The sequence below is a fragment of the Pseudomonas sp. Leaf59 genome, assembly GCF_920984685.1.
In the GTDB taxonomy this organism is placed as follows: domain Bacteria; phylum Pseudomonadota; class Gammaproteobacteria; order Pseudomonadales; family Pseudomonadaceae; genus Aquipseudomonas.
Genome location: NZ_CAKLBR010000002.1, coordinates 126940 through 146040, shown reverse-complemented (window position 1 = coordinate 146040; position 19101 = coordinate 126940). Strand labels below are relative to the sequence as shown.

12 protein-coding genes and 1 other RNA gene are annotated in these 19101 nt (G+C 61.8%); 4 read left to right on the top strand and 9 right to left on the bottom strand.

Annotated elements, in window-relative coordinates; genetic code table 11:
- Window positions 1-71: 71 nt before the first annotated feature.
- The 8 genes from LUB09_RS02380 to LUB09_RS02345 all read right to left on the bottom strand — a co-directional run bounded on the left by LUB09_RS02380 (window position 72) and on the right by LUB09_RS02345 (window position 11127).
- Complete coding sequence (locus tag LUB09_RS02380; RefSeq protein WP_231421476.1) at window positions 72-656, bottom strand: hypothetical protein; 585 nt, start codon at window positions 654-656, stop codon at window positions 72-74.
- Window positions 657-789: 133 nt separating this feature from the next.
- Window positions 790-1749, bottom strand: a complete 960-nt coding sequence (locus LUB09_RS02375; protein ID WP_231421475.1) for an N-acetylmuramidase family protein — start codon at window positions 1747-1749, stop codon at window positions 790-792.
- A 195-nt stretch (window positions 1750-1944) separates the two neighbouring features.
- Window positions 1945-2041, bottom strand: an RNA gene (ffs, locus tag LUB09_RS02370) — signal recognition particle sRNA small type.
- 143 nt (window positions 2042-2184) lie between these two features.
- Window positions 2185-3351 (bottom strand): zinc-binding metallopeptidase family protein, encoded by a 1167-nt coding sequence (locus LUB09_RS02365; protein WP_209983677.1) that lies wholly within the window; start codon window positions 3349-3351, stop codon window positions 2185-2187.
- Between the two features lie 64 nt (window positions 3352-3415).
- Window positions 3416-5770, bottom strand: a complete 2355-nt coding sequence (gene ligA, locus LUB09_RS02360) for an NAD-dependent DNA ligase LigA (RefSeq protein WP_231421474.1) — start codon at window positions 5768-5770, stop codon at window positions 3416-3418.
- 87 nt (window positions 5771-5857) lie between these two features.
- Entirely contained in the window at window positions 5858-6718 is an 861-nt protein-coding gene (zipA, locus tag LUB09_RS02355) for a cell division protein ZipA (RefSeq protein WP_209983681.1), read from the bottom strand.
- Window positions 6719-6976: 258 nt separating this feature from the next.
- Window positions 6977-10465 (bottom strand): chromosome segregation protein SMC, encoded by a 3489-nt coding sequence (gene smc / locus LUB09_RS02350; RefSeq protein WP_231421473.1) that lies wholly within the window; start codon window positions 10463-10465, stop codon window positions 6977-6979.
- 2 nt (window positions 10466-10467) lie between these two features.
- Window positions 10468-11127: a GntR family transcriptional regulator gene (locus LUB09_RS02345; RefSeq protein ID WP_209983685.1), complete on the bottom strand. Its 660-nt coding sequence runs from the start codon at window positions 11125-11127 to the stop codon at window positions 10468-10470.
- A 279-nt stretch (window positions 11128-11406) separates the two neighbouring features.
- Between LUB09_RS02345 and xdhA the strand changes: the two genes are divergently transcribed.
- From xdhA to guaD, 4 genes are all read left to right on the top strand, one after another.
- Window positions 11407-12855 (top strand): xanthine dehydrogenase small subunit, encoded by a 1449-nt coding sequence (xdhA, locus tag LUB09_RS02340; protein ID WP_231421472.1) that lies wholly within the window; start codon window positions 11407-11409, stop codon window positions 12853-12855.
- Complete coding sequence (gene xdhB, locus LUB09_RS02335; protein WP_231421471.1) at window positions 12848-15214, top strand: xanthine dehydrogenase molybdopterin binding subunit; 2367 nt, start codon at window positions 12848-12850, stop codon at window positions 15212-15214. Before xdhA ends, xdhB begins: the two co-directional genes overlap by 8 nt.
- A 110-nt stretch (window positions 15215-15324) precedes the next feature.
- Complete coding sequence (gene xdhC, locus LUB09_RS02330; RefSeq protein ID WP_231421470.1) at window positions 15325-16164, top strand: xanthine dehydrogenase accessory protein XdhC; 840 nt, start codon at window positions 15325-15327, stop codon at window positions 16162-16164.
- A gap of 12 nt (window positions 16165-16176) precedes the next feature.
- Entirely contained in the window at window positions 16177-17481 is a 1305-nt protein-coding gene (gene guaD / locus LUB09_RS02325) for a guanine deaminase (RefSeq protein ID WP_209983694.1), read from the top strand.
- A gap of 643 nt (window positions 17482-18124) precedes the next feature.
- Here the strand turns inward: guaD and LUB09_RS02320 are convergent.
- Window positions 18125-18889 carry a GntR family transcriptional regulator gene (locus tag LUB09_RS02320; protein ID WP_209983695.1) on the bottom strand — a complete coding sequence of 255 codons (765 nt, stop codon included), beginning with the start codon at window positions 18887-18889 and terminating at the stop codon, window positions 18125-18127.
- Between the last annotated feature and the right edge of the window lie 212 nt (window positions 18890-19101).

Below are 19101 nucleotides of genomic sequence, written 5' to 3'. Positions count from 1 at the left end.
GCTTAACTCAGAAAAGCCGTGTGGGAGGGGGCTTGCTCCCTCCCACACTTGGATTGTCTGTGTCGTTGAGGTCAGCTTTTCGGCGCAGTCAACCGAGCGTACTGATCCTGGCTGATCCAGCCGGTGTAGGTGCGATCCCCGGCATTGGTGAACTCGACCTGGGCCCAGCCATCCTTGAAGGCCAGCACCCCCACCACGTCATGCTTGACGATGTAAGGGCGCTTGGCAGCGTCGGCGCCCGGCGATTCAAGCAGGTAGGCCTTGTCGGCCGACACGGTCACCAGACCGATCCATTGCGTATCGGCAGTCTCGCTCAAGTCCAGGCCGGTGGCGATCTCGGGCATCAGCACAGTCATGCAACCGGGATGCTGCCGGCCCTGCTCCACGGTCAACGTCACGCCATCGACTGACGGCGCCACGCTGCCGGGGTAGGCGGCGTCGAGCCAGGTGGTCAGCGCGTCGGGCTTGCCTTGCAGGTAGAACGCGCAACTGCGCGTCACACCTTCGCCCATTTGTTCGGCGTAATAGCCTTCGACCTCATGCTGCGGCGTCACGGCCAGCATCAAGCCTTCGTATCTGCCCGAATGCAGTTCGGCCGCCAAGGCAGGGCCAACAACGCATAACGACAACACACCCATCGCCAAAAAACGGATCATCGTGTCTTTCCCCAGTTCACTATCAATTGCGCACACTTGACACGTGATGAGCAAGAGGCCGGCGGACGCTAACAAGCCGGTTCGGGGTTGTCCATAGGCTGTTTCCTGCCGAGAAACAGCCCAGGTAAGCCCGCTATTTAGTGGCTTGCAGCTTTTCATAAGCCTTTTTGATTCGCTGGTCGTAATCGCCGTATTGCCGACCATTGTAGTGACGGGCCATCCCAGCATAATCCCGGGCCTTCATGGCCTTGACCAACGTCGCATTCTTGCTGCAAAAACCCACAAACGCATTCAACTGCTGGCCGGCGTTGAGCTTCATCGCAGCAACAAAATCAAACACATCCTTGAAACCACACGCTGCAAAATTGAAGCCCATGATCTGAAACATGCCGTAAGACGCGGACATCAATGCAGCCTTCTGATCCAGGCTGTACGCCGCCCGCAAGGTTTGCCAGGCGGTGGCCTGATTCTTGTTATTGATTCGCCATTGCGTGTCGGCCTTTACCATGCTGGGGGCTGAAAGATTGGGATGGGTACTGGCATACTTTTTCTGGGTGTATTTATGGAAGATGTGCCGCTCGTAGGCGAGCACCGGGAATTTTTCCGGCCCGAATCCGGATCGTCCGCTCGACTCCACGATGGCGAACGCCTTGATGATATTCACCTCGATGCCGTTGCCCAACGCAAGGGCCGCACGCTTGAAGTCGGCGTCGCTGAGGTTCACGTTACCGTCGCAGGTGGCCTGGTTGACCAACTGCTGCTTGTCCGACACAGCCTGAACCGGCGATTGAACCGCCGCAGCAGGTTGCCCGGCCTTGCGCGCATCCTCGAGCAGACTCTTAAACGTCCTGCCGCCCGGATCAATGACCCCGTCGGGGCTGATCACATTGAGGCGAGTTTTCTGGAAGTCGCTAATACGCTGGATCAACAGCGGCCCACATTTGCCGTCTACCACCAGGGGCGTCGCGGAGGTGGGGGCGATCAGATTGAACAGCTGTTGAATGAATTTGACGTCAGCGGGCACATTGCTGGCTTTGGCAGCGGTGCCGACTGAAGCACCGATAGCACCGGATAAATCTGCAGAAGTGGTCATGGCAATCATCCTAAGTCTTCAGGAAATGAGCGCCTTCACTTCTTCACTACTCCAGCACTGAGGTCATTTGCATGATTGAAATTAGCAGGCAGCGTGGTGTTGTCCAGCCGGGATCGTCCGCGCCATGAAAAATGGGCAGAAGGCTGAATAAAAGGAGGGTGAGTTGAATCAGGAGGGAGAGCGTTATGGAGGCAACCCCACCAGCCACACCCCGGCACACAATGTTCCCGCTGTGGCTGCTGCCTTCCGGCTCTGACCAGGTTCACGGGTAATCGTTGCGGGGGGACCGATGGGGTCACCATAACGACGCCTGCCTCTCGGCAAGCGGGGCCATTGTACCGATCTCATCGGAAGTTACAACCGTTGGTGCCGGATTAAAAATATCCGCTGGTTCAAGCACTTGCCAGAGACTTGCGCCTCACCATTGGCGCTCTTTCATTTTGCCAGCAGGACCTCATCAGCCCGGCCGCCCTCTTCCTGAATCACCAGGTGAATGAAGTGCAGCTTGGCGATCACTGCAGGCGGCAGTACAAAGGGGTAAAAATCCGGCTGGCCCATGCTGCGTGACAGTTCGTTGAGCATGCCGGCCAGTTCGATCCAGGCGTTGACGAACGACAGGAACGCCGGGCCGCCGGGATGCTCGGGGTCATAGAGGGTGGTGAGGGGGAACGGCTGGTAGTCCAGGTCCATCTCACGGGCACTCATGCCAAAGCCCAGGGCGGTGTCGACGGCGTCCATCATGTGCAGGTAGTGGGCCCAGGTTTCCGCCCAGTCTTCCCACGGGTGCATGGTGGCGTAGGCGCTGACGCAGGTCTGCTGCCAGTCGGCACGCGGGCCGTGCTGGTAGTGCTGGTCAAGCGCCTCGGCGTAACTGGCGCGTTCGTCGCCGAACAGGTCGCGATATGGCTGCAGCCAGTGGCTGTTGGCGATCAGACGATCCCAGTAATAATGGCCGACTTCATGACGAAAATGCCCGAGCAAGGTGCGGTAGGGCTCGTGCATCTGCACGCGGACCTTCTCGCGGTGAGCGTCGTCGGCTTCCTTGATGTCGAGGGTGATCAGGCCGTTGGCATGGCCGGTGGTGGGTGCATTGCCTTCAAGGTCGACACCGACGAAGTCGAACGCCAGGCCCGCCTCTTCATCCACGCTTTTGGGCACCACTTGCAGGCCCAGGCTGATCAACTGTGCGACGAGCCGACGCTTGGCCGTCTCGACCTTGCCCCAGCGTTCGTGATTTTCTGCAATCGACAGGTCGGGAATGGTGCGGTTCAGGCTGCAGGCCACGCACAGCGTGTCGGTGCTGTGGGCCGGGATCAGCCAGTTGCACGCCGCCGGGGTGTCGAGGTTGGCGCAACGGCGAAAGGCGCCTGCGTCGAGGTTGTCATCCATCTGCCAGGTGTCGACCACCGGGCCCGGTTGCAGCGACGACAGCCGGCTCTGCTGCGGGTGGTAGCCCAGCAGGGCCGAGCAGGCCAGGCACTGGCTGTTGCGAAAAAACAGCGACTGGCCGCAGCGGCATTGCCAGACCTTGCTGTTACGCGAGGATCCGGCCATGAACGGGGCGGCGATGCGCGAACTGAGTTGCTCGAAGTAGCGGAACATGGCGATCTCTCACGGGAAGACAGAGACTAGATCACCTTGCGCACGGGATCGTTCCCGCGCAGCGTCAGGCTTTTCCGTACTTGCTCAGAAACGCCACAAAGGCGGCCTCATCCAGCACTTTGAGCCCCAGCTCGCTGGCCTTGGCCAACTTGGATCCTGCCCCTGGCCCAGCCACCACGCAGTGGGTTTTCGCCGACACGGAACCGGCCACCTTGGCGCCCAGGCTTTCGAGCTTTTCCTTGGCCACGTCACGGCTCATCAACTCCAGAGAGCCGGTGAGGACCCAGGTGTGCCCGGCTTCCGGCAGGCCTTCGACGACCTTTTTCTCGCTCTCCCAGTGCATGCCGAAATCCTTGAGCTGCTGCTCGATGGCCAACGCGTGGCTGGCGTTTGCCGGGTTATCGAAGTACTCGCGCACCGCCTTGGCCTGCTTCTCGGGCAGTGCCTGGCGCATGTCGAGCCAGTCGGCCTTGATTACGCCTTCGAGGCTGCCGAACTTATCGGCGAGCTTCTGCGCCGCGCCCGGGCCGACGGACGGTACGTGCAGTTTGTCGAGCAAGCCGCCCAGGGTGGTGCTGGCGGCGAACTCGGCGCTCAGGTCACCCTGATCCTGCACCTGCAGGCCACATTCGTCCGGCGACAGCAGCGCGCCGATCACCTGCCGGTTATGAGCGTCTTCGAAGAAGCTATGAATCTCGTGCGCCACTTCCAGGCCCACGTCCGGCAAGTACGTCAGCACCTGCGGCAAGGCCTGCTGCACCCGCTCCAGCGAGGCCAGAGAGCGTGCCAGCACCTTGGCGGTCTCCTCGCCCACATCGGGAATGCCGAGGGCATAGATAAAGCGCGCCAGGGTCGGCGTCCTGCTGTTTTCAATCGCGGTGATCAGCTTCTTGCTGGAAATATCGGCGAAGCCTTCCAGGTCGATGATCTGCTCGTACGTGAGCTTGTAGAGGTCAGCTGGCGAACCGATGAGCTTTTCATCCACCAGTTGCTCGATGGTCTTGTCGCCCAGGCCGTCAATGTCCATGGCCCGGCGCGAGACAAAATGGATAATCGCCTGCTTGAGCTGCGCACCACAGGCCAGGCGGCCGACGCAACGGTACACCGCGCCCTCGCTGACGGTTTCCTTGCCCTTGCTGCGCTTGACCAGCTGCGTGCGCTCCACATGGGAGCCGCACACCGGGCAGTGCTCGGGGATCTGCACCGCGCGGGCGTGCCCGGGGCGGCGTTCGGTCACCACCGAGACCACCTGCGGGATCACGTCTCCAGCGCGGCGGATGATCACCGTGTCGCCGATCATCAGGCCCAGGCGCGCCACTTCATCCATGTTGTGCAAGGTGGCGTTGGACACCGTCACGCCGGCCACTTTCACCGGTTTCAGGCGCGCCACCGGGGTGACGGCGCCGGTACGGCCGACCTGGAATTCCACATCGAGCAGTTCGGTGAGTTCTTCCATGGCCGGGAATTTATGGGCAATGGCCCAGCGCGGTTCGCGGGCACGAAACCCCAGTTCGCGCTGGGAGGCAATGCGGTTGACCTTGAACACCACGCCGTCGATTTCATAGGGCAGGCTGTTACGCCGTTCGCCGATGTCGCGGTAGTAGTCGAGGCAATCCTGAATGCCCTTGGCCAGTTTCAGTTCATGACTGATCGGCAGGCCCCACTGCTGCAGTTGCTGCAGGTTACCGATATGGCTGTCGCTGATGTCCGCCGTCACCTGGCCGATGCCATAGCAGCAGAATTCCAGCGGGCGACTGGCGGTTATCTTCGAGTCCAACTGGCGCAGGCTGCCGGCTGCCGCGTTGCGCGGGTTGGCGAAGGTCTTGCCGCCGACTTCCAGCTGCGACGCGTTGAGGCGCTCGAAACCGGCCTTGGACATGAACACTTCGCCGCGCACTTCCAACGTCGCCGGCCAGCCGCTGCCGTGCAGTTTGAGCGGGATATTGCGCACGGTGCGCACGTTGACGCTGATGTCTTCGCCGGTGGTGCCGTCGCCACGGGTGGCGCCACGCACCAGCTCGCCGTCCTGATACAAAAGGCTGACCGCCAGGCCATCAAGCTTGGGTTCGCAGCTGTACTCGACAGCGCCAAAGAGGTCGCCGGCCGGCAGGTCCAGGCCCTCGGTCACGCGCCGATCAAACTCCAGCATGCTGCTCTCATCGAACGCGTTGCCCAGGCTGAGCATGGGAATCTCATGGCGCACCTGGGTAAACGCCGACAGCGCCGCACTGCCCACCCGCTGCGTCGGCGAATCGCGCGTCACCAGCTCAGGATGCTCGGCCTCCAACGCCTTGAGCTCATGAAACAGGCGGTCGTACTCGGCGTCCGGAATGCTCGGCTCGTCGAGCACGTGGTAGCGGTAGTTGTGCTGATCCAGTTCAGCGCGCAGCTCGAGAATGCGGGTGTGGGCGGCGGTCATGGGTGTTCTCTCATAAAGCAAAAGAGCAGCCGAAGCTGCTCAATATGTTAGTGCACGGATTCTACAGACAACGCTTAAGATCGAACCTCAGCGTTTCTGTGTCAGGGCGCGACGCTCGAACTCGACGATGCGTTGACGGTAATGCTCGATGGTCTGGGCGGTCAGCACGCTGCGCTGGTCGTCCTTGAGTTCGCCGTTGAGTTCCTGGGACAGCTTGCGGGCTGCCGCCACCATCACGTCGAACGCCTGTTTCGGGTGACGCGGGCCTGGCAGGCCAAGGAAGAAACTCACTGCCGGGGTGCTGAACAGGTCGATGTCGTCCAGGTCGAAGGTGCCCGGCTTGACCGCATTGGCCATGGAGAACAGCACTTCGCCGTTACCGGCCATGCTTTCGTGACGATGGAAAATATCCATCTCGCCAAAGCGCAGGCCGCTTTCGAGAATGTTCTGCAACAGCGCCGGGCCTTTGAAACCACCGGCGTCGCGGCAGATCACGCTGATCACCAGCACTTCCTCGGCGGCCGGCTGGTCGCTGACCGACTGACGCGAGGCCTGCTTGCCGACGTTTTCATCGGGGAAATCATCGTCGCGGCTGCTGAAGCTCGGGCCTTCTTCCACGTCGAGATTCAAGTCACCCTGGTGCGGTTCGGCGGCGCCTGCACTGCCACGCTTGCCACGCTTGGTCGGCTCGCGGGCTTCACGCTGCGGCGCGCTCATCGACGGCAGGTCATGCTCGTCCAACTGCGGCTCTTTATGGGTATCGAGCACACGGGGCGGCCCCAGCAGCTCGGCGCTGCCGTCGTCGTCGGGCAAGTTGGACAGGTTGCGGTCCAGACGAAACTTAAGCTTGCCCTTGCCGCCGCGCATGCGGCGCCAGCCATCAAAAAGAATACCGGCAATCACAATGATGCCGATGACGATCAGCCACTCGCGCAGACCGATTTCCATGTAATCCCGTGCCTCTAATAAAAAATGCTGAAAAATAAGGGGTTTAGCACCGTGCAAACCGCTTTAAAACGTGGCGCCAACTCTATGTTCTGACTGACGTTTTGCCCACGTACACGAAAATTCACATTAAACTAGCACGACCAAAGATAACTTTACACCGTCTGTCAAAATGCCTTGAGCAAATATGTCCATTTGCCACTTTCTTCAGACCGGTAAAACGCCCTTTATCGCCCCCTGCATTGGCGCCGATGGCCGCGTTCAAGACTCCACCATCTTCAGCGCTTCTTCGACATCCACCGCCACCAATCGCGAACACCCCGGTTCGTGCATCGTCACCCCCATCAGTTGATCGGCCATTTCCATGGCGATCTTGTTATGGGTGATATAGATGAACTGCACCGTCTGGGACATCTCCTTGACCAGGCGCGCATAGCGCCCGACGTTCGCATCATCCAGCGGCGCATCCACTTCGTCGAGCATGCAGAACGGCGCCGGGTTGAGCTTGAAGATGGCAAATACCAGCGCCAGTGCGGTGAGGGCTTTTTCGCCGCCGGACAACAAATGGATGGTGCTGTTCTTCTTGCCCGGCGGGCGCGCCATGATCGTCACCCCTGTATCGAGTAGATCTTCGCCCGTCAGTTCCAGATAAGCGCTGCCACCGCCGAAAACTTTCGGGAATAACGCCTGTAAACCGCCATTAATCTGATCAAAGGTATCCTTGAAGCGGTTGCGGGTCTCCTTGTCGATCTTGCGGATCACGTTTTCCAGGGTGTCCAGTGCTTCGACCAGGTCGGCGTCCTGAGCATCCAGATAACGTTTGCGCTCGGACTGCTGCTGGTATTCGTCGATGGCCGCAAGGTTGATCGCGCCCAGGCGCTGAATGCGCGCGGCAATGCGTTCGAGTTCTTCTTCGGCGTCTTTCTCGTTGGCCTGGGCGGTCAGGGTATTGAGCACGCCGTGCAGGTCATAGCCGTCTTCGAGCAACTGGTCCTGCAGGGTCTTGCGGCGCACGGTGAGGGCTTGCCACTCCATGCGCTGTTGTTCGAGCTGGCCACGGATCAACTGCGATTGCTGCTCGGCCTGGGTGCGACGCTTCTCGGCGTCGCGCAATTCGCGGTCGGCATCTTCCAGGGCGATCTGCGCGGTCTTGAGTTCTTCGTCGACACTCATGCGCTTGTCGAGCAACTCTTCGAGTTTGAGGCGCAGCTCTTCCAGCGGCGCTTCGCCCTCCTCCAGGTTCAGGCTCAGTTGCTCGCGTTTTTCGGTAAGGCGTTCGGACTGCATCTCCAGGCGTTCGAGGGCCTGGGCGGTGGACGCATGCTGGGCGCGCACTGAACCCAGGCGCACCGCCAACTGATGGGCGTGATCCTTGTGCTGCCGGGCTTCCTGGCGCACGCGGTCGAGGCGTTCGCGCAGGCTGTCGCGCTGGGCCAGCAGCAGCTCGCGCTGTTCGGTGTCCAGGGCCATGCTGTCGAGGGCTTCCTGCAACTGCAGGCGCGCTTCGCCGATCTGTTCGTGTTCAAGGGCGCGTTGTTCGCCCATCTCCGCGACTTCTTCGTCGAGACGCGTGCGACGCAGGGTCAGCTGCTCGGCCTTGGCCTTGCTCGCCGAGAGCTGCGCCTTCAATTCGCCCTGCTGGCGCGCTTCGTCCTGCAACAGACGGCGCAGGTGCTCGCGGCCGGTTTCCTGCTGGCGCTGGGTCGCGCGCAGGGTTTGCAGTTCGGTTTCCAGGCGTTCCAGGGTGGCTTCGCGTTCTTCGCGCTCGGCACTCAGGTTGACGATTTCCTGGCCACGGGCCAACACGCCGCTTTCGGCTTCGCTGGCGCGGCGCACCCGCAGGAAGTGACGGCCGACCCAGTAGCCATCGCGGCTGATCAGGCTGTCGCCCGCCGCCAACTGGCTGCGCTGGGCCAGCGCCTCGTCGAGGGATTCAACCGGCCTGACCTGGCCCAGCCACGGCGACAGGTCAACGGCCGCCTCGACCTTGTCCAGCAGGCTGCCCGGCACCCGCTTGCCATCGGCGTCCGGGCTGAGCAGGCGCAGATCGCCCTGGGCAAAGCCGGCCAGGTCAAAGCCGGCGAAATCATCCACCAGCACCGCTTGCAGGTCGGCACCCAAAACGGTTTCCACTGCCAATTCCCAACCGGCGTCCACCTTCAGGCCCTCGGCCAGGCGCGGACGCTCGGCCAGGTGCTGGTCGCGCAGCCATTCGGCGGTGCCGGTGCCCGGGTCCAGGGCCGCTTGCTGCAAGGCCTCAAGCGACGCCAGCCGGCCATTGAGCCGCTGCAGATCGCCCTGGGCCTGCTGCTGGGCCTGGGTCGCCGTGTGCAATTGCTGACGCAGTTGCTCCAGGCGCTCCACTTGCTGTTCTTCACTGGCTTCGAGCTCTTCGAGGGTCATCTCGCTTTCGGCCAGTTGCTCGTTCAAGGCCATGATTGCAGCATCTTCAGGGTCGGCGGCGAGCAGCGCGCGCTCTTCGAGCATGCGGCGCTGGCGCTCGGCCAGGCGCTCCATGCTGGTTTCCAGCTGCTGGATGCGCGACTGCTGCACCTCAGCCTGACGGCGCGGTTCGGCCGATTGCAGGTTGAAGGCGTCCCACTGCTCCTGCCAGCCGTGCATGGTGGTTTCGGCTTCTTCCAGGGCAGCAGCGGCTTCCTCGGCGGCGGCGCTGGTGATTTCCTGCTCCGGGGTGAGCCTGTCCAGCTCTTCGCCGAGGGTCAGCAGCAGAGTGCGGTCATGGCCCAGGTGCGATTCGGTTTCCAGGCGCGCGCGCTCAGCTTCCTTCAAATCGTCCTGCAACTGACGCAGACGCTGCTGGCCATGCTGGATGCTCTGCTCGACGCGGGCAATGTCGCCGCCCACCGAATAGAAGCGCCCCTGCACCAGATTGAAGCGCTCGGACAGGTCATGGTGCCCGTCACGCAGGCGCTCGATGCTCGCGTCGGCGTTGCGCTGTTCGGCCACCAGGGCTTCGAAGCTGATTTCCTGGGTGCCGATGATCGCCTCGCGCTGGCCCACCTGCTCGTTCAGCGCCTGCCAGCGCAGGGCCGACAGCTGCGCCTTGAGCTGGCGTTCCTCGCCCTTGTATTCCTGATACTTCTCGGCCGCCTGGGCCTGGCGGTGCAGGCGCTCCAACTGACGCTCCAGCTCTTCGCGCAGGTCGGTCAGGCGGGCAAGGTTTTCATGGGTACGGCGGATGCGGTTTTCGGTCTCGCGGCGACGCTCCTTGTACTTGGAGATGCCGGCGGCTTCTTCGATGAAGTTGCGCAGATCCTCAGGCTTGGCTTCGATCAGCTTGGAGATCATGCCCTGCTCGATGATCGAGTAGCTGCGCGGGCCCAGGCCGGTGCCGAGGAAGATATCGGTGATGTCGCGTCGACGGCACTTGGTGCCGTTGAGGAAGTAGCTGTTCTGGCTGTCGCGGGTGACTTTGCGGCGGATGGAGATTTCGGCGTAGGCGGCGTATTCGCCGACCAGGGTGCCGTCGGAGTTGTCGAATACCAGCTCGATGCTGGCCTGGCTCACGGGTTTGCGGCTGGTGGAGCCGTTGAAGATGACGTCGGTCATCGACTCGCCACGCAGGTTCTTCGCCGAACTCTCGCCCATCACCCAGCGCACGGCGTCGATGATGTTCGACTTGCCGCAACCATTGGGCCCGACCACCGCCGCCATGTTACTGGGGAAGTTCACCGTGGTCGGGTCGACGAAGGATTTGAACCCCGCCAGCTTGATGCACTTGAGCCGCACGCTTAGGCGTCCGCCAACGCGGCGATCACCAGCGAGCTGCTGCGTTGGCAGTAGGCCGACAGCACCGCGCGAATCTGCGCCAGGTCACGCTCGAGCACGGCGGCGAGCAGTTGCTCGAACAGCGCCAGGTATTCGCTCATGCTCGCCTTGCGCTGATCCAGGGCCAGGTAATAGGCACGGTTCATCGCCGGTTGCAGGTTCTCGACGGTTTCCTGCAGATACGGGTTGTTGGCGAAGGGGTACGCGGCGCGCATCACATTGAAGCTTTCTTCGACGAAGGCGCGGATGTCCTGGCGTTCGAAATTGCTCACCAGGCGCTGCTGGATCTGCACGAACGGCGCCATATCGGCCTGGGTCTGCCAGCCCTCGGCGACCGCATTGCCGAGCAGGATGTACAGCTCGCCCATCAACGTGCACAGGCTCTGCACTTTGTGCGCCGTCAGTTCGGTGACGTGGGCGCCACGGCGCGGCAGGATCGCGATGAGGTGGCGACGTTCGAGGATCAACAAGGCTTCGCGCACGGAACCACGGCTGACATTCAGCGCCAGCGTGACCTTCTGTTCCTGGATACGCTCCCCAGGCTTTAAATCGCCGCGAATAATGCGTTCGGCGAGGTGGTGAGCGATTTGCTCGGCGAGACTGTCCGGCGCCTTGAACGTCATGTTTTCCCTTCAAAATCTTCTATCGTTGACAGCGCGGCAGTGTAGCGCATTGGCTCGCTGATGGCGCTACGCCCACAGGGGCGAATTTGGCATGAAATAAGCAGTTATTACAGCTCATCACCCTGTAAAAACGCCGGCTTCAGAAGCCCGCCCCCTAATTGAGGATGCTGTGATCGCGCTTTCTTGACCCTTAAGTCAGAAAAGCATTGACCGAAAAGTCAGACATGACTAGATTCGGCGCAAAGCGGTTACAACAATAATGAATCTGCGAGGCCTTCCGTGATCCAGTTTTTACTCAACCAGGAACTCCGTAGCGAGCACGCCCTGGACCCCAACCTGACGGTGCTCAACTACCTGCGTGAACACGTGGGCAAGCCCGGCACCAAGGAAGGCTGCGCCAGCGGTGACTGCGGCGCGTGCACCGTGGTGGTGGGCGAGTTGCACCGCGATGACAGCGGCGCCGAGCAGATTCGTTATCGCAGCCTCAATTCATGCCTGACCTTTGTCTCGTCGTTGCACGGCAAACAATTGATCAGCGTCGAAGACCTCAAGCACCAGGGCCAGTTGCACAGCGTGCAGCAGGCGATGGTCGAGTGCCACGGCTCGCAATGCGGCTTTTGCACGCCGGGCTTTGTGATGTCGCTGTTTGCCCTGCAAAAGAACAGCGACTCACCCGATAGCCACAAAGCCCACGAAGCCCTGGCCGGCAACCTGTGCCGCTGCACCGGCTACCGCCCGATCCTGGCCGCCGCCGCGCAGGCTTGCTGCAACAAACCCCAGGACCAGTTCGACAGTCGCCAGGCCCAGACCATTGCCCGCCTCAAGGCCATCGCGCCCACCCAGACCGGCGAGTTGAACAGCGGCGACAAACGCTGCCTGGTGCCGCTCACCGTCGCCGACCTGGCCGACCTTTACGACGCCTACCCGCAAGCCCGGCTGCTCGCCGGCGGCACCGACCTGGCGCTGGAAGTCACGCAGTTTCACCGCACGCTGCCGGTGATGATCTACGTGGGCAACATCGACGAGATGAAGCGCATCGACGCCTTTGACGACCGCCTGGAAATCGGCGCCGCCGCCGCCCTCTCCGACTGCTACACCGCGTTGCACCAGGCCTATCCGGATTTTGGCGAACTGCTGCAGCGTTTTGCCTCCCTGCAGATCCGCAACCAGGGCACCCTGGGCGGTAATATCGGCAACGCTTCGCCGATTGGCGATTCACCGCCGCTGCTGATCGCCCTGGGCGCGCAGATCGTGCTGTGCAAGGGCAACACCCGGCGCACCCTGGCGCTGGAAGACTACTTCATCGACTACCGCGTCACCGCCCGGCAAGACAGCGAATTCATCGAAAAAATCATCGTGCCCAAGGGCCACACGCTGTTTCGTGCGTACAAGGTGTCCAAGCGCCTGGACGATGATATTTCCGCGGTCTGCGCCGCCTTCAACCTGAAGATCGACAACGGTGTAATCCGCCACGCGCGCGTTGCTTTTGGTGGCATGGCCGCCACGCCCAAGCGCGCCAAACACTGCGAAGCCGCGCTGGTCGGCGCCACCTGGAACGCCGCCACCGTCGAACACGCCTGCGCCGCCCTGGCCGAGGACTTCACCCCGCTCTCGGATTTTCGCGCCAGCAAGGAATACCGCCTGCTCAGCGCGCAGAACCTGCTGCGCAAATACTTCATCGAGCTGCAGACGCCGCACATCGAGACTCGGGTGACCGCTTATGTCTAACCATCACGCCGTCGTTAAAACCCAGGCCGAACTGGCCGAGCTGTTCGCCGGGGAAATCACCTCTGGCGTCGGCCGCAGCGTCAAGCACGACAGCGCCGCCAAGCACGTCAGCGGTGAAGCGCAGTACATCGATGACCGCCTGGAATTTCCCAACCAGTTGCACCTGTATGCGCGCCTGTCCGACCGCGCCCACGCGCGCATTCTCAGCATCGACACCGCGCCCTGCTACGCCTTTGACGGTGTGCGCATCGTCATCACCCACGAAGACGTGCCGGGCCTCAAAGACATCGGCCCGTTGCTGCCCGGCGACCCGCTGCTGGCCATCGACACCGTGCAATACGTCGGTCAGGTGGTGCTGGCCGTGGCCGCCCGCGACCTCGACACCGCGCGCAAAGCCGCGATGGCGGCGCTGATCGAATACGAAGACCTGGAACCGGTGCTCGACGTGGTCGAAGCCTACCGCACCAAACACTTCGTGCTCGACAGCCACACCCACCAACGCGGGGATTCGGCGGGCGCATTGGCCGCGGCCAAACATCGTCTGCAAGGCACCTTGCACATCGGCGGTCAGGAACACTTCTATCTCGAAACCCAGATTTCCTCGGTGATGCCCACCGAAGACGGCGGCATGATCGTCTACTGCTCTACGCAAAACCCCACCGAAGTACAGAAACTGGTGGCCGAAGTGCTCGACGTGTCGATGAATAGAATCGTCGTCGACATGCGCCGCATGGGCGGTGGTTTCGGCGGCAAGGAAACCCAGGCGGCGAGCCCCGCCTGCCTGTGTGCAGTGGTCGCGCGCCTCACCGGCCAGCCAACCAAGATGCGCCTGCCGCGCGTCGAAGACATGCTGATGACCGGCAAGCGCCACCCGTTCTATATCGAATACGACGTGGGTTTTGACGACAGTGGCCGGCTGCACGGGATCAACCTGGAATTGGCGGGCAACTGCGGCTGCTCGCCGGACCTGTCCAACTCGATCGTCGACCGCGCGATGTTCCACGCCGACAACTCGTATTACCTGGGCGACGCCACGGTCAACGGTCATCGCTGCAAGACCAACACCGCGTCCAACACCGCCTATCGCGGCTTCGGCGGCCCACAGGGCATGGTCGCCATCGAAGAAGTGATGGACGCCATCGCCCGCCACCTCGCGCTCGACCCGCTGGCGGTGCGCAAGGCCAATTACTACGGCAAGACCGAGCGCAACGTCACCCACTACTACCAGACCGTCGAGCACAACATGCTCGACGAAATGACTGCCGAGCTTGAAGCCAGCAGCCAATACGCCGAACGCCGCGAAGCGATCCGCCAGTACAACGCCCACAGCCCGATCCTGAAAAAAGGCCTGGCGCTGACCCCGGTGAAATTCGGCATCTCGTTTACCGCCAGCTTTCTCAACCAGGCCGGCGCGCTGATCCACATCTACACCGACGGCAGCATCCACCTCAACCACGGCGGCACCGAGATGGGCCAGGGCCTGAACACCAAGGTCGCGCAAGTGGTGGCCGAGGTCTTCCAGGTGCACATCGACCGCGTGCAGATCACCGCGACCAACACCGATAAAGTGCCGAACACCTCGCCCACGGCCGCCTCCAGCGGCGCCGACCTGAACGGCAAGGCCGCGCAGAACGCCGCCGAAACCATCAAGCAGCGCCTGGTGGAATTTGCTGCGCGCAAGTACGACGTGAGTGAAGCGGATGTGGAATTTCGCAACGGCCATGTGCGCGTGCGCGAGCAGATCCTGAGCTTCGAGGCGTTGATCCAGCAGGCGTATTTCGCCCAGGTGTCGCTGTCGAGCACCGGGTTCTACAAGACCCCGAAAATCTTCTACGACCGCAGCCAGTCGCGCGGGCGGCCGTTCTACTACTACGCGTTCGGCGCAGCCTGCTGCGAAGTGATTGTCGACACCCTCACCGGCGAATACCGGATGCTGCGCACCGACATCCTGCATGACGTGGGCGCCTCGCTGAACCCGGCCATCGACATCGGCCAGGTCGAAGGCGGCTTCATTCAAGGCATGGGCTGGCTGACCATGGAAGAGCTGGTGTGGAACGACAAGGGCAAGCTGATGACGAATGGACCGGCCAGCTACAAGATCCCGGCGGTGGCGGACATGCCGCTGGATTTGCGGGTGAAGCTGGTGGAGAACCGCAAGAACCCGGAAGACACGGTGTTTCACTCCAAGGCCGTCGGCGAGCCGCCGTTCATGCTCGGCATCGCCTCGTGGTGCGCGATCAAGGATGCGGTCGCAAGCCTCGGTGATTACCGCCATCAGCCAAAGATCGATGCGCCGGCGACGCCGGAGCGGGTGTTGTGGGGGTGTGAGCAGATGCGGCAGTTGCAGGCTTCGCTTTAGGACCGAGGTGCTGCCTTCGCGAGCAAGCCCGCTCCCACAGGGGAACGCATTCCGACTGTAAGAGCGGCTTGCCCGCGATGACGGCCTGACAGACACCACGAGAGGTAACCATGAACAACTGGATCAGCGCCCTCGCCCACCTGCAAACCAGCGGCGAACCCTGCGTGCTTGTCACCATCATCGAAGAGCTCGGCTCCACCCCGCGCAATGCCGGGTCGAAAATGGTGATCAGCGCCGACCGGTCCTTCGACACCATCGGCGGCGGGCACCTGGAATACAAGGCGATGCAGATCGCCCGCGACATGCTCGTGCGCGGCCAGCAGAACACTCATCTGGAGCGCTTCAGCCTCGGCGCCAGCCTGGGCCAGTGCTGTGGCGGCGTGACCGTGCTGCTGTTCGAGCCCATGGGCCAGGTGCAGGCACACATCGCGGTGTTCGGCGCCGGCCATGTCGGCCGCGCACTGGTGCCGTTGCTGGCGAGCCTGCCGTGCCGGGTGCGCTGGATCGATTCGCGCGAGCAGGAATTTCCGCAACAGATTCCCGAGGGCGTGCGTAAAATCGTCAGCGAAGAGCCGGTCGACGAAATTGCCGACCTGCCAGCGGGCAGCTATTGCATCGTCATGACCCACAATCACGCGCTGGACCTGGCACTGAGCGCCGCCCTGCTCAAGCGCAATGACTTCACCTACTTCGGTCTGATCGGCTCCAGGACCAAGCGCGTCAAGTTCGAACACCGCCTGCGCGAGCGCGGCTTCGATGCCGCGCAGCTGCAACGCATGCGCTGCCCCATGGGCCTCACCGAGGTGAAGGGCAAACTGCCGGTGGAGATCGCCATTTCCATCGCCGGCGAAATCATCGCCACCTACAACGCCAGTTTCGGCCAGCACGCTGCCCGCGCCGAACCCATTGCCAAACTGCTGCCGGCGTCACGTCGCAGCCAAGCTATCTGAATCGAGACCCTCATGCCTTTGACTCGCAAAGCCTACCGCGCCGCCCTCCTGCACAGCATCGGCGACCCTGCCGAAGTGGGGATCGAAGCCTCCTACGAGTATTTCGAGGACGGCCTGCTGGTGATCGAAAACGGCCGCATCAGCGCCGTCGGCCACGCCGCCGACCTGCTGCCGAGCCTGCCCGCCGATACCGAAGTCGTTCATTATCAGGACGCGCTGATCACACCAGGTCTGATCGACACCCATATTCACCTGCCGCAGACCGGCATGGTCGGCGCCTATGGCGAGCAATTGCTCGATTGGCTCAACACCTACACCTTCCCCTGCGAAAGCCAGTTCGCCGACAAGGCCCATGCCGAGCACGTCGCGGACATTTTCATCAAGGAACTGCTGCGCAACGGCACCACCACGGCGCTGGTGTTCGGCAGTGTGCACCCGCAGTCGGTGGACGCGTTCTTTGAAGCCGCGCAAAAACTCGACCTGCGCATGATCGCCGGCAAAGTGATGATGGACCGCAACGCACCGGACTACCTCACCGACACCGCCCAAACCAGCTACGCGGACAGCAAGGCGCTGATCGAACGCTGGCACGGCAAGGGCCGCCTGCACTATGCAGTCACCCCGCGCTTTGCGCCCACCAGCACGCCGGAGCAACTGACACTGGCCGGGCAGTTGCTGGGGGAATACCCGGACCTTTACCTGCAGACCCACATCAGCGAGAACACGCAGGAAGTCGAATGGGTAAAAGAGCTGTTCCCGGAGCGCAGCGGCTACCTGGACGTGTACGACCACTACAAGCTGCTGGGCGAACGCTCGGTGTTCGCCCACGGCGTGCACCTGTGTGACGACGAATGCGCGCGACTGGCAGAGACCGGCTCGGCAGTCGCCTTCTGCCCTACCTCGAACCTGTTTCTGGGCAGCGGGCTGTTCAACCTGCCGATGGCCGAGAAGCACAAGCTCAATGTCGGTCTGGGCACCGATGTGGGCGGCGGCACCAGCTTTTCACTGCTGCAGACCCTGAACGAAGCGTACAAGGTCATGCAGTTGCAGGGCGTGCGGTTGAGCCCGTTCAAGTCGTTGTACCTGGCGACCCTCGGCGGCGCCCGGGCGCTGCGCCTGGAGGACAGGATCGGGACCTTGCAACCGGGTTCGGATGCGGATTTTCTGGTGCTGGATTACAACGCTACGCCACTGCTCAGTTATCGCTTGAAGCAGTCGAACACTATTGCCGAGACGTTGTTTGTGTTGATGACGCTGGGGGATGATCGGGTGGTGTTGCAGACCTATGCGGCTGGCCGGTTAGTGCACGAACGCTGATCTTGGCCACGGGGTTATTGTGTACATCTCCAGTGCTGGCGGTTCCACCCTTACATCGCCCCACCACTCGGCACCTCGTCCAGGCTCGGTGTGCCCCAGATCAAAAGCAAGAGCGCGGCAGCCTTAGAGCCGACCGGAATGGTTTGCCGAACGCTGTACAAAATGTGGGAGGGGGCTTGCTCCCGATGGCTGAGTGTCAGTCAACTTATTGGTAGCTGACCCACTGCTATCGGGAGCAAGCCCCCTCCCACATTTGGATCTCCATTTGTCTGATGGATATCACCTGCTTTTGCTCTGCTTTGCTTTGGCCTTTGATCTTGATCTTGATCTCAGGCGCCCCGTCAACCACGCTGGCCGAACGCAGGCTTGAATCCGTGGGTAACCCGGCAGGACGCCGGGTTAGCCGCACTGGGCCAGGGATGGCCCATTGCGGCGGCCCACGGATTCAAGCCGGAGTGCGGGCACACCGAGCCTAGGCGAGGTGCCGAGTGGTGGGGCAAGAGCGTTTTGCTTACTTTTGCGCTTTTCAAAAGTGAGCCGCCGTAAGGGCGGAACCCATATCAGCCGTTACCGCAGCAACGGATATGTACACAATAAAGCCACCATCGGGAGCAAGCCCCCTCCCACACTTTTAAAAATGTGTTCACACCTTCAAAGAAGAACGCCCAGCCTTCCTGGTCTGCAGCAAATGCGAAAACACCGCATGCAAATCATCCGAAGCCCCTTCCTCATCAAGGTTAAGCTTGCTGTCGATATGATCCATATGATGCATCATCAAATCCACCGCCAGCACCGCATCGCGAGCTTCGATCGCATCGATCAACTGGGTGTGTTCATCGTAGGAACAGTGCGAGCGGTTGCCACTTTCGTACTGAGCAATGATCAATGATGTCTGCGAAACCAGGCTGCGCTGAAAGCTGATCAGCGGCGCATTCTTAGCCGCTTCGGCCAGCTTGAGGTGGAATTCGCCGGAGAGACGAATACCCGCACCGCGATCCCCCCGGGAAAAACTGTCGCGCTCGTCGTTGACCATCTGGCGCAGTTCAGCCAGTTGCTCGGCAGTGGCGTGCTGCACTGCCAATTCAGTGATCGCCCGCTCCACCAGACGCCGCGCCATGAACACCTGGCGGGCCTCTTCGACACTCGGGCTGGCAACCACCGCACCGCGATTGGGCCGCAGCAGCACCACGCCTTCATGGGCCAGACGCGACAGCGCACGGCGAATGATGGTGCGGCTCACGCCAAAGATTTCGCCCAGTGCCTCTTCACTCAATTTGGTGCCGGGTGCCAGGCGCTGCTCGAGGATCGCCTCGAAGATATGCGCGTAGACGATATCGTCCTGGGTGCCGGTGCGACCGGCCTTGCCGGCGCGCGGTTGTTTCTTGAGAGGTTGCAACTGTTCGTTCATGGGCACTCGGGTTTGGAGAACGGCGGCGAATTAACGGTAATACGGCAACAGCGTGGCGCTGGCAAGTATCGCCTGAAAACGGGGCACATTGTACACAACCCAATACGCCAACACACTGTACGGCTGTTTGCGGCCCCGGCTGTATTGCAATGACCGGTTACCTTTGAGTTTAGGCTTGAATCCGCGCCCTCACCGGCAAATACCCAGGCAAA

Bases quoted from the DNA above. Each gene is read 5' to 3' on its own strand.
- zipA (WP_209983681.1), bottom strand. From the start codon at position 6,718: ATGGAAATCGGTCTGCGCGAGTGGCTGATCGTCATCGGCATCATTGTG.
- guaD (WP_209983694.1), top strand. From the start codon at position 16,177: ATGCCTTTGACTCGCAAAGCCTACCGCGCCGCCCTCCTGCACAGCATC.
- LUB09_RS02345 (WP_209983685.1), bottom strand. From the start codon at position 11,127: ATGACGTTCAAGGCGCCGGACAGTCTCGCCGAGCAAATCGCTCACCAC.
- LUB09_RS02365 (WP_209983677.1), bottom strand. From the start codon at position 3,351: ATGTTCCGCTACTTCGAGCAACTCAGTTCGCGCATCGCCGCCCCGTTC.
- ligA (WP_231421474.1), bottom strand. From the start codon at position 5,770: ATGACCGCCGCCCACACCCGCATTCTCGAGCTGCGCGCTGAACTGGAT.
- LUB09_RS02375 (WP_231421475.1), bottom strand. From the start codon at position 1,749: ATGACCACTTCTGCAGATTTATCCGGTGCTATCGGTGCTTCAGTCGGC.
- LUB09_RS02320 (WP_209983695.1), bottom strand. From the start codon at position 18,889: ATGAACGAACAGTTGCAACCTCTCAAGAAACAACCGCGCGCCGGCAAG.
- xdhB (WP_231421471.1), top strand. From the start codon at position 12,848: ATGTCTAACCATCACGCCGTCGTTAAAACCCAGGCCGAACTGGCCGAG.
- xdhC (WP_231421470.1), top strand. From the start codon at position 15,325: ATGAACAACTGGATCAGCGCCCTCGCCCACCTGCAAACCAGCGGCGAA.
- LUB09_RS02380 (WP_231421476.1), bottom strand. From the start codon at position 656: ATGATCCGTTTTTTGGCGATGGGTGTGTTGTCGTTATGCGTTGTTGGC.